The 13738-nt window shown below is 67.7% G+C and carries 12 protein-coding genes; 6 read left to right on the forward strand and 6 right to left on the reverse strand.

The genetic code is table 11. The features are described from left to right. Positions 1–118 precede the first annotated feature (118 nt). Genes GH266_RS07850 through GH266_RS07865 form a run of 4 tightly spaced genes read right to left on the reverse strand, consistent with a single transcriptional unit; the run spans position 119 to position 4072 of the window. Positions 119–1042: a metal ABC transporter permease gene (locus tag GH266_RS07850; protein ID WP_158193399.1), complete on the reverse strand. Its 924-nt coding sequence runs from the start codon at positions 1040–1042 to the stop codon at positions 119–121. Continuing rightward, positions 1042–2286 (reverse strand): metal ABC transporter permease, encoded by a 1245-nt coding sequence (locus tag GH266_RS07855; protein ID WP_158193400.1) that lies wholly within the window; start codon positions 2284–2286, stop codon positions 1042–1044. Before GH266_RS07855 ends, GH266_RS07850 begins: the two co-directional genes overlap by 1 nt. Then, on the reverse strand, positions 2286–3110 hold the full coding sequence (locus GH266_RS07860; protein ID WP_280524819.1) for a metal ABC transporter ATP-binding protein: 825 nt from the start codon (positions 3108–3110) through the stop codon (positions 2286–2288). Before GH266_RS07860 ends, GH266_RS07855 begins: the two co-directional genes overlap by 1 nt. 14 nt (positions 3111–3124) lie before the next feature. Then, positions 3125–4072: a metal ABC transporter solute-binding protein, Zn/Mn family gene (locus tag GH266_RS07865; protein ID WP_209001565.1), complete on the reverse strand. Its 948-nt coding sequence runs from the start codon at positions 4070–4072 to the stop codon at positions 3125–3127. Positions 4073–4397: 325 nt separating this feature from the next. Here GH266_RS07865 and GH266_RS07870 point away from each other — a divergent pair, with 325 nt between their 5' ends. The 5 genes from GH266_RS07870 (at position 4398) to GH266_RS07890 (ending at position 9583) form a co-directional block, all read left to right on the forward strand. Next, a complete protein-coding gene (locus GH266_RS07870) occupies positions 4398–5189 on the forward strand; it encodes a DeoR/GlpR family DNA-binding transcription regulator (RefSeq protein ID WP_158193402.1) in 792 nt (263 codons plus the stop codon). Further along, on the forward strand, positions 5189–6268 hold the full coding sequence (locus GH266_RS07875; protein ID WP_158193403.1) for an ABC transporter ATP-binding protein: 1080 nt from the start codon (positions 5189–5191) through the stop codon (positions 6266–6268). The genes GH266_RS07870 and GH266_RS07875 overlap by 1 nt, the downstream gene beginning before the upstream one ends. Positions 6269–6394: 126 nt before the next feature. Continuing rightward, positions 6395–7690 carry an ABC transporter substrate-binding protein gene (locus GH266_RS07880; protein ID WP_199270471.1) on the forward strand — a complete coding sequence of 432 codons (1296 nt, stop codon included), beginning with the start codon at positions 6395–6397 and terminating at the stop codon, positions 7688–7690. A 130-nt stretch (positions 7691–7820) separates the two neighbouring features. Continuing rightward, entirely contained in the window at positions 7821–8735 is a 915-nt protein-coding gene (locus GH266_RS07885; RefSeq protein ID WP_209001566.1) for a carbohydrate ABC transporter permease, read from the forward strand. Then, positions 8732–9583, forward strand: a complete 852-nt coding sequence (locus GH266_RS07890; RefSeq protein WP_120266958.1) for a carbohydrate ABC transporter permease — start codon at positions 8732–8734, stop codon at positions 9581–9583. The genes GH266_RS07885 and GH266_RS07890 overlap by 4 nt, the downstream gene beginning before the upstream one ends. 85 nt (positions 9584–9668) lie before the next feature. On the opposite strand, the gene GH266_RS07895 is transcribed toward GH266_RS07890, so the two are convergent. Next, entirely contained in the window at positions 9669–11645 is a 1977-nt protein-coding gene (locus GH266_RS07895; RefSeq protein WP_158193404.1) for a vWA domain-containing protein, read from the reverse strand. Positions 11646–11937: 292 nt separating this feature from the next. Between GH266_RS07895 and GH266_RS07900 the strand changes: the two genes are divergently transcribed. Then, positions 11938–12582: an AprI/Inh family metalloprotease inhibitor gene (locus GH266_RS07900; RefSeq protein ID WP_158193405.1), complete on the forward strand. Its 645-nt coding sequence runs from the start codon at positions 11938–11940 to the stop codon at positions 12580–12582. Positions 12583–12622: 40 nt separating this feature from the next. Here the strand turns inward: GH266_RS07900 and GH266_RS07905 are convergent, their stop codons facing one another. Further along, positions 12623–13675: a helix-turn-helix domain-containing protein gene (locus GH266_RS07905; RefSeq protein WP_158193406.1), complete on the reverse strand. Its 1053-nt coding sequence runs from the start codon at positions 13673–13675 to the stop codon at positions 12623–12625. Between the last annotated feature and the right edge of the window lie 63 nt (positions 13676–13738).

The following is a 13738-nucleotide window of genomic DNA, read 5'->3' on the forward strand; positions in this document are numbered from 1 at the left end:
TCAAGTCGAAATTGAAATTACAACTTTCTCAAAACTGTCATAGTTACGCAGAGTAATTTGATAAAAATGATCAAATACATTGAAATAAAGGCGCAAATCGCAATCACTGGTGAAAATATCAGGCCACAGGCTGGCCGACGCGCCGACGATGCGGAGCAAAAAGGCAGGCAATGGCCAGGATGACGCCGGACACGGTGGCGATCATGCCGGCGGCGCTGACGGCGTTGACGGCGCCGAACCACTGCGGTCCATACCCGGCCAGCACATAGCCGAGCACCGCGGAGAGCGCGGCGAAGATCGCGCTCCAGGCGACCTGTCGCTCCAGACGCTCGGTCATCAGCCGCGCCGTCGCCGGCGGGCAGATGAACATGGCAATGACGATGATCGAGCCGACCGCGTCGAAGGCCGCAACCGCGGCCACCGCGGAGGCCGCAACCAGCCCCAGGCCGATCAGCCGCACCGGCAGTCCGAGCGTCGCGGCGAAGCCCTCGTCGAAGGTAGAGAGTTTCAGCGGCCGCCAGAACACCAGCATCAGCGCGGTCATCGCGGCGGCGACCAGTGCGATGCGCGGCAGCTCGGGCGGCAGGCCGGCAAGCGCTGCCGGATCCAGCAGCGAGCCCCAGCCGGTCGCATCGAACCAGATCAGGCTTTCCAGATTGCCCATGAGCGCGTGCTCGACATCCAGATGAACCCCGCTGGTGTCGCTCTGCTCCAGCAGCAGAACGCCGCCGGCAAACATCGCCGTGAAGACGACGCCCATCGCGGCCCCCGGCTCGATGCGGCCGAGCCGGCGGATGGTCTCGATGAGGAGGACCGCGACCAGCGCAGCGCCTGCCGCCCCCGCGAGCATCGGCAGGCTGGCCAGGCTGCCGGTGACGAGGAAGGCAACGACGATGCCCGGCAGCACCACATGGCTGATCGCATCGCCGATCAGCGCCTGCCGGCGCAGGATCAGGAAGTTGCCCGGCAGTGCGCAGGCAATCGCCGAGAGCACGCCGATGAGGATCGGCGTCAGCGACAGCTGGACGAACTCGGCACCCATCAGCTTGCCTCCCCGCGCCGCAGCGTCGCCGAAGCGGCAAGCATGCGGTCGATCTCGGCGATCTCGTCGCCCGTCATCACGGCCGTAATCGGCGTCAGCCCGTCGTAGCGGTGGCTGAGCGGATCGTCCCGGTGGATCCGGCGCGCCACCTCGAAACGGCGCTCGTCGACCAGCGCGCGGCCCGCCTCGATGCGTCCGGCCTCGGTCGGCACCCGGTCGGGGCGGATCAGCCCCTCGCGGCGCAGGACCTTCAGCGTCAGCGGATCGAAGATCGGCTCGCCCCGGGCCAGCGACAGCAGGCCCTGGCGGCGGTGCAGGCGCAGCTGGAAGCGGCGATGGCGGATGGCGGCGGCCAGCACGCCGCGACCGGGCGCGAAGGCCAGGGACAGAAGAAACAGCGAGAAGGCGACGAGCACGATGATCGGCCCTGTCGGCAGGCCCGGCGCGGCGGCGGACATGGCCGCGCCCGCATAGCCCGATACGCCGCCGATAGCGCCGGCGATCAGCACCACATGGTCGGTCCGCTCGCTCCACAGCCGGGCGGCGACCGGGGGGATGATCAGCAGCGCCACCACCAGCACCAGCCCGACGATCTTCAGCCCCGTCACGGTGACGGCCAGTACCAGCAGCATCATGGCAAGATCGATGCGGCGGGTGTTGAGCCCGAGGGCGGCCGCAAAGCCCGGATCGAAAGACACCAGCGTCATCGGCCGGCGCAGCGCGACCAGCGCGAGCACGGCGAGCACGCCGCCGAGCGCGATCACCACCGCATCGGAATAGAGCATACCCGCCGTCGAGCCGAGCAGGAAGCCTTCCAGCCCCGCCTGCCGCCCTTGCGACAGGGTCTGGATCACCGTCAGCAGCACGATGCCGAAGCCGAAGAAGACGGAGAGCACCGCGCCGATCGCCGTATCCTCGGCAAGACGGGTGCGGCGAGTGATCCACTCGACGCACAGAAGACCGAGCGCGGCCGACAGGGCGGAGCCGGCCAGCAGCCCCACGAGGCTGCGCCCGTCGAGCCCGAGGCCGACCATGACGAGAAAGGCGATGCCGACGCCCGGCAGCGTCGCATGGGCGATGGCGTCGCTGACCAGCGCCCGCTTGCGCAGGAACAGGAAGGTGCCCCCCGCCCCGGCGGCGATGCCGAGCAGCCCCGCGCCGATGGCGACCAGCGCCGCATTGTAGCCGGCCTGCAGCAGGAGCGCGGAAACGAAGGCTTCCAGCGGGGAACCCGACACCGGCATCACCCCTGCTCCGACAAACGCAGCTGGTCGATATGCGCAGAGGCCAGCCGTCCGCCATAGGTCGCCTGCAGGTTCTCGGCCGTGAAGACCTCGGCGACCGGCCCTTCCGCGATGCGGCGGGTATTGATCAGCAGCACCCGGTCGAAATAGTCGGCGACGGTCGCAAGGTCATGATGCACGCAAACGACCGTGCGCCCCTCCCCCTTCAGCTCCTTCAGCACGTCGATGATGGCCTTCTCGGTCGCCGCATCGACGCCTGCAAAGGGCTCGTCCAGCAGATAGAGATCAGCCCCTTGCGCCAGCGCGCGGGCAAGAAACACCCGCTGCTGCTGCCCGCCGGACAGCTGGCCGATCTGGCGCGTGGCGAAATCGGTCATGCCGACACGGGCAAGACAGGCAAGCGCCCGCTCGCGGTGGCTGGCCCGCACCAGGCCCAGCAGACCGAGCTCCCGGTAAAGCCCCATCATGACCACATCGATGACGCGGGTCGGGAAGTCCCAATCGACCGACGCGCGCTGCGGAACATAGGCCACCCGCTCGCGCGCCCGCTCCAGCGGCGTGCCGAAGACGGTGACGGTGCCCGACAGGCGCGGCACGACGCCGAGCGCGGCCTTCAGCAGGGTCGACTTGCCGGCTCCGTTCGGGCCAACGATGGCGACGAGGCTGTCGCGCGGAAACGTGGCGTCGACGGAGAAGACCGCCGGGCTTTCGCCGTAGGAGACCGTGATCTCCCGCAGGGCCATCGCCGCCCGCGCGGCCTCTGCCCGTGCCGCCGCCTCGGCCTCTCGGCCTTGCACCAGTTCGATCCTGTCCCGCGCCTGCATGGCCATCGTGCTCCTCAGCTTCCTGCCGCCAGCCGTCCGGCCATGCCCCGCTCGGGCGCTTCGCCGCCAAGGGCACGGGAAATGATCGTGGCGTTGTGGTCGATCATGCCCGGATAGGTGCCCTCATAGGTACCCTCCGCCCCCATCGCGTCGGAAAAAAGCTCGCCGCCGATGACGACCGTGTGCCCTCTGGACGCAGCACCCTCGATCAAGGCCCGCACCGACCGGTCGGAGACCGAACTTTCCACGAAGACCGCGCCGATCTTGCGCTGCACCAGGATATCGACGAGTTCCGCCACCCGCTGCAGCCCGGCCTCGCTCTGGGTCGAGATGCCCTGGATGCCGAGCACCTCGAAGCCCTGGGCGCGACCAAAATAGCTGAAGGCATCGTGTGCGGTGACCAGAACCCGCGCAGTTTCGGGCACGCTAGCGAAGACCGTGTCCGAATAGTCGGCAAGGCGCGCCAACTCGTCCTGATAGGCCTTGGCATTGGCGGCGAAGACCTCCGCATCCTCGGGCCGGGCCGCGGCGAGCGCCTCGTGCACCGTCTCGACGACCCGCGACCACAGGCGCGGATCCATCCACACATGCGGGTCGAACTTGTCGGAATAGTCGACATGGGAGATCAGCAGCTCGCGCGGCAGGCTCTCGGCCACCGCGACGACCGGCTTGCGGGCGCCGAGCTCCTTCATGAACTCCTCCATCTGCGCCTCGAGATAGAGCCCGTGCCACAGGACGAGATCGGCGCGGACCATGGCGGCGATGTCGGAGCGCGTCTGGCGATAGGCATGCGGATCGACGCCCGGCCCCATCAGCGCGCGCACGCTCACCCGGTCGCCGCCGATCTGCCGGGCCGCATCGGCGATCATGCCGGTGGTCGCGACGACCGACAGCGGCGGCTCGGCCCGCGCCCCGGCGGGCGAAAGGACGCCCAAGGCCGCAAGCGCGAGCGTGCCCGCCATTGCGATCCGTCGAAGCCTGCTGAAGACCGTGCTGCACATGCGCTGCCATCCCGTGGTTCTGGTGTCGCTGCCATGCTGGATGCGGGTCGGCAGCCTTCTTCCTTTTAATGATTATGAGAACCATTTGCAGTTTGTCAATGCAATTGCGAACCATTTGCAAAAACAGACACCGCCGACCCGCCGCGGTGCGGCCTGCCGGGCACGGCGAGACCCCAATTTCCACCAAGGTGAATTCTGTCATTGTATGTTCATATGAACGTTGTGCTATGTTCATATGAACGAAGTAGAGACGGAACGTCCGCATTCGGGAGGAAGACAGTCGCTCATGACCAGCGACCTGGCCATAACTGCGCGCCAGCGCGAGATCGCCGATCTGGTGCAGTCGAACGGCTTCGCCTCGGTGGAGGCACTGGCCGAGCGGTTCGAGGTGACCACGCAGACGATCCGGCGTGATCTCACCCGGCTGTGCGAGCACGGCATTCTGCGGCGCACCCATGGCGGTGTCGAGCCCCCCGCGCCCGCCGGCAACCTTCATTACGCACGCCGGCAGATCCTGAACCTGCCGCAGAAGCGGGCGATCGCGGAGGCGGTGGCGCGCGAGGTTCCCGACGGGGCCTCGCTTGCCTTCTCCATCGGCACGACGCCGGAAATCGTGATGCAGGCGCTCGGCCGCCACCAGGGGCTGCGCGTGTTCACCAACAACCTGCATGTCGCCTTCTCCGCATCGCAGAACCCGGACTTCGAAGTGACCATCGCCGGCGGACGGCTGCGCCACGGCGACCGCGACATCCTGGGCGCCGAGACCGAGCGCTTCTTCTCCGCCTACAAGGTCGACATCGGGATCTTCGGCGTTGCCGGCGTCGATGCCGACGGCACGCTGCTCGACTTCCATGAGGACGAGGTCGCCGCGCGACAGGCGATCCTCGCCAATTGCCGGCGCGCCTTCCTGGTGCTCGACGCCAGCAAGTTCGGCCGCCCCGCGCATGTGCGCGGCGGCCATATCACCGACGTTGCCGCGGTCTTCTGCGACGCCGCCCTGCCCGCCTCCGTCGAGGCGCTGCTGACGGCGGCCGGACGCAAGAGCTTGGTGTGCACCAACAACAACGAGGAGCGCTGATGAACACGCCCGCGACAGACGGCCGCCCGGGGGGCCAGGAAATCCTGCTTGAAAACGTCTCGAAGGTCTGGGGCGCCCACAAGGCGGTCGACGACCTGTCGATCCGCGTGCCAGCCGGCACGTTCACCGTCCTGCTGGGTCCGTCGGGCTGCGGCAAGTCGACGACGCTGCGGATGATCGCCGGCCTGGAAAGCTCCGATGCGGGACGCATCCTGATCGGCGGGCGGGACGTCACCCACCTGCCGGCGGCCGAACGCGATCTTGCGATGGTGTTCCAGTCCTATGCGCTGTTTCCCCATCTCGACGTTGCCGAGAACATCGTCTTCGGCCTGAAGGTGCGCCGTGTGGCCAGGGACGAGCGCGAGGCGCGGCTGAAGCGCGTGGCCGAGCTCCTGGGCCTGTCCGCCCTGCTCGGCCGCAAGCCTTCGCAGTTGTCGGGCGGCCAGCAGCAGCGCGTGGCGCTGGGGCGCGCCATCATCGCCGAGCGGCCCGTCTGCCTGATGGACGAGCCGCTGTCCAATCTCGACGCCAAGCTGCGCCACGAGATGCGGGTGGAGATCCGCGCGCTGCAGAAGAAGCTCGGCTTCACCATGGTCTATGTCACCCACGATCAGGTCGAGGCCATCACCATGGCCGACCAGGTGGTGCTGCTGAACGGCGGCCGGCTGGAACAGGCGAGCGATCCGCGCGCCCTCTACCAGCGGCCCGAGACGCCGTTCGCCGCCCGTTTCATCGGCGTTCCGCCGATGAACGTGCTGCCGGGCGCGCTGCTGGCCGACCTGGACGCAGGTCTTGCCGCCCACAAGGTCGGGCTGCGCCCCGAGGCCTTGACCCTGGCGGACCGCGGCCCGCTCGCCGCGCGGGTGGCGAGCCTGGAATATCTCGGCGCCGACATGCTGATCGACTGCGAGGCCGGCGGAAGCATCTTCACCGTCCGCCTGCCGGGCGACCACGACATCGCCGCCGGCACGGACATCCGCCTCGGCTTCGCGCCGCAGGACCTGCACGTCTTCGACGGCGCCACCGGCCATCGCCGCGACGATCTCGCGGCGGCCACGGGAGCCCGCATCGCCGGTTGAGGCGAGGGACCACGTCAACAGGAGCCGGAAACGGCCTCCGCAAGGAAACGCTTCCGCGCCGCGCGCGGGACGTCAAGCCGGCAAAGCCAGCGCAAAGCGGCCGGCACAACATGAGGGAAGGCAGACATGTTGAAATCGATGCTGATGAAGGCCGTCGCCACGGCGACCCTTTCGACCGGACTGGCACTCGGCACATGGGCCTCCGCCCAGGCCGTCGAGCTGCAGTTCTTCTTTCCGGTGGCTGTCGGTGGCAAGGCCGCCGATACCATCCAGTCCCTGACCGACGAATATGTCGCGAACAACCCGGACGTGAAGATCGACGCCGTCTATTCCGGCTCCTACCAGGACACCATCGCCAAGGTGATCACCGCCTCGCGCGGCGGCACCCCGCCGCAGCTGTCCATGGCCCTGTCGGCCGACATGTTCACGCTGATCGACGAGGACCTGATCGTCCCCTTCGACGACTACCTGAAGAGCGATGAGGACAAGGCCTGGCTCCAGGGCTTCTATCCCGCCTTCATGGAAAACAGCCAGACCGGCGGCAAGACCTACGGCATCCCGTTCCAGCGCTCCACCCCGGTGATGTACTGGAACAAGGAAGCCTTCAAGGAAGCGGGTCTCGACCCCGAGACGCCGCCGGCGACCTGGGAAGAACTGGTCGAGTTCGGCAAGAAGCTGACCAAGAAGGACGCCAACGGCAACGTCACCCAGTGGGGCGTGCGCATCCCGAGCTCCGGCTTCCCCTACTGGCTGTTCCAGGGCCTGACGACGCAGAACGACGTCATCCTGGCCAACAGCGAGGGCAACAAGACCAATTTCGACGACCCGAAGGTCGCCGAGGCGCTGCAGTACATGGTCGACCTGTCGACCAAGCACGGCGTGATGGAGCCGGGCATCATCGAGTGGGGCGCAACGCCGAAGGCCTTCTTCGAGCGCCAGACCGCGATCATGTGGACCACCACCGGCAACCTGACCAACGTGCGTGACAACGCGCCGTTCGAGTTCGGCGTCGGCATGCTGCCCGCCAACAAGCGCCGCGGCGCCCCGACCGGCGGCGGCAACTTCTACCTGTTCAAGGGCGCGTCCGAAGAGCAGCTGACCGCGGCCGCCGACTTCGTGAAGTGGATCACCGGTCCCGAGCAGGCCGCCAAGTGGACCATCGCCACGGGCTATGTCGCGCCGCGTCCGGACGCCTGGGAGACCGAGGCGATGAAGACCTACGCCGCCGACTTCCCGCCGGCCACCGTTGCCCGCGACCAGCTCGAGTTCGCCGTCGCGGAGCTGTCCACCTACCAGAACCAGCGCGTGACGACGATCTTCAACGATGCGCTCGCCGCCGCCATCACCGGCCAGAAGGACGCGGCGACCGCTCTGAAGGACGCGCAGGCCCAGGCCGACGCGATCCTCGCCGAGTATCGCTGACGCCTGACGGCAGGCCGGGAAACCGGCTCACGCCAAAAACCAAGGGGATCGGCAGCTGTCGCTGCCGGTCCCCGACCCGGTCCGGGGCAGGACGGGCCGACAGGGATGCGAGGGAAGGACCAAGGGCAAGATGACGACCGCGACAGGCCGCACGAGAGTGCCGATGCTGATACGCAGCCGCGAGTGGATACACGCGTGGCTGTTGCTGCTTCCCGCGCTCTTCTTCCTTTTCGCCTTCACCCATGTGCCGGCGGTGATGACGCTGTGGAACAGTTTCCACTCGACCCCGCGCGGCCGGCGACCGGCCCGGTTCATCGGCCTCGACAATTACGAGCGGATGATGGGCGATCCCATCTTCTGGAAAGTGCTGGGCAACAATCTGTGGTTCGCCTTCGGCACGATCCCGCTCTCCGTCGGCATCGCCATCGTCATGGCCCTTTGGGTCAATGACCGCCTCGCGGGGCGCGGCTTCGTGCGCATGGCCTATTTCACCCCGACCGTGCTGCCGCTGATCGCCGTCGCCAATATCTGGCTGTTCTTCTACACGCCCGGCTTCGGCCTGATCGACCAGGTCGGCTCGGCCCTGTTCGGCTGGCCGCAGACCAACTGGCTCGGCGACCCGTCGACCGCCCTCAACGCCGTCATCGTCGTCACGGTGTGGAAGGAGGCCGGCTTCTTCATGATCTTCTATCTTGCGGCCCTGCAGGCGATCCCGCCCTCCCTGGTGGAAGCTGCGAAGATCGAGGGCGCCGGCCGCTGGACGATCTTCTGGCGCATCACCTTCCCCTTGATGATGCCGACCACGCTCTTCGTGTCGATCAACGCGGTGATCAACTCCTTCCGCCTGGTCGATCACATCTTCATCCTGACCAATGGCGGCCCGGACAACGCCTCCTCGCTGCTGCTGTTCCACATCTACGAGACGGCCTTCAAGTACTGGGAGACCGGCTACGGCGCGACGCTGACCGTCGCGATGCTGGCGATCCTGTGTGCGCTCGCCATCGGCCAGTTCTTCTTCTTCGACCGCAGGGTGCACTACAAATGACCGCCGCAGCCGACGCTCCCGCCCGCCCGCGCCGCCGGCGCTTCGACCTCGACCGGACGCTCAACACGCTCGCCGCCTGGGTGCTGGCCCTGATGTGGATCCTGCCGCTCGCCTTCGCGATCTGGACGGCGATCCACCCCTCCGCCTACGAGGCCCGCTTCGAGCTGCTGGCGCCGCTGACTTTCGAGAATTTCGAGAAGGCCTGGGGTGCCGCACCCTTCGCGCGCTACTTCCTCAACACCTTCATGCTGGTCACGCTGATCCTCGCCGGCCAGTTCCTGCTGTGCACGCTGGCCGCCTATGCCTTCGCGCGCTTCACCTTTCCCGGCCGCTCGATCCTGTTCACGCTAGTGCTGCTGCAGCTTCTGGTGATGCCGGACATCCTGATCGTCGAGAACTACAAGACCATGCGCATCCTCGGCCTGGTCGACACCATCCCGGCGATCGCGCTGCCCTACATCGCCTCCGGCTTCGGCATCTTCCTGCTGCGCCAGACCTTCATGACCGTGCCGCGCGAACTCGACGAGGCCGCGCGCATCGAGGGCTCCAGCATCCTCGGCATCCTGTGGCGGGTCTACATCCCGCTCGCCAAGCCGACCTATCTCGCCTACGGCCTCGTCTCGGTCAGCCACCACTGGAACAACTTCCTGTGGCCGCTGATCGTCACCAACTCGGTCGACACGCGCCCCGTGACGGTCGGCCTCAGCGTCTTCTCGGCCATCGATTCCGGCATCGAGTGGTCGGTGATCAACGCGGCGACGCTGATGACCTCCGGACCGCTGCTGATCGCCTTCCTGCTGTTCCAGCGCCAGTTCGTGCAGAGCTTCATGCGCGCCGGCATCAAGTAGGACGGATCACCTACGCCCGAATGCAAAACACCCCGGCAGGCTGGCCGCCTGCCGGGGTGTCGTCTTTTCTACGGCAAGCTCTTGCCTACTTCACCGTGACCGGCACCCGCGCGACGACACGGGGCTCGCCGGTGGCGATGACATAGCGCAGTTCGTACTGGCCCGGCTCTGCCGGCGCCATGACCGTGATCCGGCCGTCCGCGATGTTCTCGGCGCTGTTCCAGGCACCGCCGACATAGGCCCCATCGCCGTCGCCGACCAGCGCGAAGCCAACCCAGTTGGCCCCGGCCATCGGGCCTTCCGCAACCACCTGCAGTTCGCTTCCGGCCTCGACCTCGGCCGGCGCCTCGAGCTTCACCTGTGCTTCGGCTACGGTAACCGGGAGCGAGGCCAGAACCTTCGGCCCTTCCGAGGCCGAGAGCACATAGCGCAGTTCGTAGTCGCCCGCGATCCCCGGCGTCGGCAGGCGGACGCTGGAACCCTCGGGCGTGGCCCAGCCGATATACTCGCCGGCCGGCGCGCCCACCGAGGCAAAGCCGACCCAGTCGGAGGCCCCGCCCGGGCCCGTCCAGGCGACATCCACATGGCTGCCGACCATGAGAGGCCCGTCAATGGCGACCGTGGCCGGCGAGTCCACCACCTTGAACGGCGTGCGGACCATCACCTGTCCGTCATTGCCGGCGACATAGATCGCCTCGAAGTCGCCCGGTTCCGCCGGAGCCTGCATGGACAGGACCGCCCCGTCGCGCACGAAGGCATAGCGCCCATCGTGATCGTCCGCAGTGCCGCCGGGAGGAACGAAGGCAAGGTAGTCGCCATTCCCGTTCGGGCCGCGCCAGGAGACCTTGGCCGTGGTGCCGGCCGGCACCTGCGCCGGCAACTCGATGGCAAGGTCGGCCGGCGTTACCTCGATCGCAGCGGTTGCCAGCACCCGGTCTCCCGCCTTCGCCCACACATAGGCGACCGCGTAGCTGCCGGGCTCGGAGGGCAGGCGCATCTCGACCGGGCTGCCGTCGCGCACCCAGGCCCAGTTGTCGGTCTCCAGCCGGTTTCCGTCCGCATCCAGGATGCGCAGGAAGTCGCTCTCCTCCATCGGTCCCGTGAAGGCGACCGAAAGGCTGGAGGAGGCGGGGCCGCCGGCAGCAGCGGGAGAAACGCTTGCTGCGGGCACGTCGCTGGCGAGCTTCACCACGACCGATGCGCCCTGGTCGCCGACAGTCACCTCGACACCGCCGGCGCGATCTCCGGCCGTGGCGGTCACGAGATAGTCGCCCGGCGACAGGTCCATCTTCGCGTCGTTGCCGCCAAGGGTCGCGACGAGCTGCTCGCTCGCCGCATCGACCACCGTCCAGTCCACCGCACCAGCGACCGCATTGCCGGTCTCGGCCTCGACCGCGCTGAAGGTGACCGGAAAGCCGGCAGGCTCAGCGGACGCCGCCTCGGTCGAGCTCTTCAGCGCCTCCGACAGTTCGCCGGCATTGCGGGCGTTGAAGTAGCGCCCGCCGGTCGCAGAGGCGATACAGGCGATCTTCGCCTGGTCGGCACGCGAGGCAATGTCGAAGCCGATGACGTGAGCGGTGAAGTCGATGCCGCCCGCAGCCAGCTCCCGGGCAAGGGCGCAAGGGTCGCCGCCGCAGGTCTCGATGCCGTCGGAGATCAGCACCAGCCGTGCCGGCCGGTCATTGGCATTGAGCCCGGCCGCAGCCTGCCGCAACGCCTCGGTGATCGGCGTCTTGCCGCGCGGCTTCATCGCCGCGACGGCGCGGGTGAGCGCAGAGCGGTCGAGGGGGGTGACCGGGACCACCTGTTCGACATCGCCGCAGTCGCCGGTGCGACGGTGGCCATAGGCCATGAGACCCGTCGGCGCGCCGTCGGGAAGGGTCTCCACCAGCCCGGCCAGCGCCTCGCGGGCGATATCGACCTTCGCCACGCCGTCGATCTGCCCCCACATGGAGTTGGACATGTCGATGACGAGCAGCGTGTCGGGCTGCGTCTCCTGCGCTATCGCCGCGGGCACGGCCAATACCGCTGCCAGCAGCGCGGCAATTCCTGTCTGTCGCAAATGAACCTCCACCGGATGCGTCAAGCACCGCACGCGAGTGCACGCGGCGCTTTTCACCATGCCCGCCCCAACCACCCAGTGGTGTGACACCCGTCACGCAGCGACCGTCGGCATGTTCGCGAGCTTGCAGCGCGTCCGTTTTTTTCGGCTCTGCGTCCGCCGGCTGCGGATCGCGCTTGGCCGCAGGCACGGCTACCGACAAGAAAGACAGGCGTGCCATCCGCCGCGTCGAGGGGGGCGATGTGGCACGGATCCCCGGACGGACTTCCAGAACGGATTTCAGGATACGCGCATGGCCCTTTCCAACACCGCCCGCTCGTCTGGCGCTCGCCTGACGGCCGCCCTGCTTTTTGCCGCCGCCCTCGCCGGGTGCCAGGCCCCGGCCAGCTCCGGACCGCCGCCACCGCCGCCGGCTTTTGCGGCCCCGAACTTCGGCTCTCCGGCTTTCGGCAGCACCAGCCAGGCCGCATCGCCGATGCAGCGCACCGCCACTCTCTCGTCCTCGTCGAAGTCGTGGGTGACGCCGGACGGCACCCGCCACACGAAATCGTCCAGCACCACCGCCTCGGTGCGGGTCGACCCCAACGCCATGGGCAATGCCGCCGCGATGCTGTTCGGCGCGATGATGGGCCAACCGGGCACAGCCCCCGCCCCCGTCACCAAGGGCCAGATCGCCGGCGACTGGAATGTCGAGGTCGACGGCAAGCAGTGCCGCCTGTCGCTGCGCCCCACCGGCGCGGGCATGGGCGACTTCGCCTCCACATTCGGATGCATGGGCACCGACCTGCAGAGCGTCTCGAGCTGGTCCCTGCGGGGCAACGAGGTCGTCCTGACCGGCATGATGAGCAAGCGCGTCGCGGTGCTCGCCCTCAACGGCACCAACCGCATGGACGGCACGGCGGACGGCTCCTCCGGCAGGATCATCGCCTGGCGCTGACGCATGAGGCCGGCGCGGGATCTGTCCCGCGCCGCATCCATCAGGCACTGAGAAGCCGGATCCACTCCTCGTAGCGGCGGTCGAGATCGCGGTCGAAATCGCTGCTCGCCCGCTCCGCACCGGCCGGAGCTGCCCGCATGTCTCGCGCCGTGGTCCCGAAGCGGGCACGGAAGGCGCGCGAGAACGCACTGTCATTGGCGAAACCGCAATCGGCCGCAATGGCCGAGATCGGCCGTTCGGCAAAACGGTGGTCGATCAGCATGCGCAGCGCCAGCCGCAACCGCTGTTCGCGGATATAGGCCAGCACCCCGCCGAACGGTTCGAACATCTCGTAAAGGCGGGTACGCGACACGCCCGACAGCCGCGCCACCCGTGCCGGCGACAGATCCGGATCGCGAAGATGCTCGGCGATCCGCTGGCGCGCCCGCACCAGCAGCGCAAAGGCGATGCCCGCCTCGCCCTGACTGTCGTCGCGTCGGCTTGCATTGAGACAGGCGGCCGTCAGCGCCACGGTCGCCGCGCTTGCCTCGGTTCCCTGCGACAGGCTCATGTCCGGCGCCAGCGCCTTCAGCGTCGTCATGTGATCGATCAGCAGGCGGGCAAGCGGATTTCCCTGCGCATGAATGACCTGCATGTGCCGATCGCCGGCCTGCTTCAGCTGCGGTTCGATGAGCGAGCGCGGGACGAGGAGCGACAGGTTGGTGAAGTCGCTGGTCTGCGACCGCATCTCCTGGGCAAGGTCGAAGACGACCAATGCATCCTGGCCGAAGACCTCGTCGCGGCCACGATGGTGGAACTCCATCCGGCCCTGCTCGTAGACCTGGATCATCAGATGATCCATGCCGTCGCGCGCGATGGTCGCCGACGAGCGCGCCCAGGACTGGGCCTCGGTCCTGGTTCGGGCCAGCGCCACATCGCCGATCACATGCGCATCGAGCTCCGCGCGAAATCCGTGGGCCCGACGCTCGCGCGGCACGCCCACCTCGAAGACACAACCGATGCTTTCGCGCCAGACCTCGAACCGGTCGGCGAGCGGAACGGCATCCAGCGAGAACACCGAATGCGGAACGCGCGAAATGTCTTCCGTCGTCAAATTTCCCTCCTCGGGATTTGCGCCGCGGAATTTAGCAGGAGCTGAAATCGCTGCAAGGGAACA

This window comes from Stappia indica (assembly GCF_009789575.1).
GTDB lineage: Bacteria > Pseudomonadota > Alphaproteobacteria > Rhizobiales > Stappiaceae > Stappia > Stappia indica_A.

Bases quoted from the DNA above. Each gene is read 5' to 3' on its own strand.
- GH266_RS07870 (WP_158193402.1), top strand. From the start codon at position 4,398: ATGACCAGCGACCTGGCCATAACTGCGCGCCAGCGCGAGATCGCCGAT.
- GH266_RS07880 (WP_199270471.1), top strand. From the start codon at position 6,395: ATGTTGAAATCGATGCTGATGAAGGCCGTCGCCACGGCGACCCTTTCG.
- GH266_RS07865 (WP_209001565.1), bottom strand. From the start codon at position 4,072: ATGGCGGGCACGCTCGCGCTTGCGGCCTTGGGCGTCCTTTCGCCCGCC.
- GH266_RS07855 (WP_158193400.1), bottom strand. From the start codon at position 2,286: ATGCCGGTGTCGGGTTCCCCGCTGGAAGCCTTCGTTTCCGCGCTCCTG.
- GH266_RS07900 (WP_158193405.1), top strand. From the start codon at position 11,938: ATGGCCCTTTCCAACACCGCCCGCTCGTCTGGCGCTCGCCTGACGGCC.
- GH266_RS07860 (WP_280524819.1), bottom strand. From the start codon at position 3,110: ATGCAGGCGCGGGACAGGATCGAACTGGTGCAAGGCCGAGAGGCCGAG.
- GH266_RS07850 (WP_158193399.1), bottom strand. From the start codon at position 1,042: ATGGGTGCCGAGTTCGTCCAGCTGTCGCTGACGCCGATCCTCATCGGC.
- GH266_RS07875 (WP_158193403.1), top strand. From the start codon at position 5,189: ATGAACACGCCCGCGACAGACGGCCGCCCGGGGGGCCAGGAAATCCTG.
- GH266_RS07890 (WP_120266958.1), top strand. From the start codon at position 8,732: ATGACCGCCGCAGCCGACGCTCCCGCCCGCCCGCGCCGCCGGCGCTTC.
- GH266_RS07885 (WP_209001566.1), top strand. From the start codon at position 7,821: ATGACGACCGCGACAGGCCGCACGAGAGTGCCGATGCTGATACGCAGC.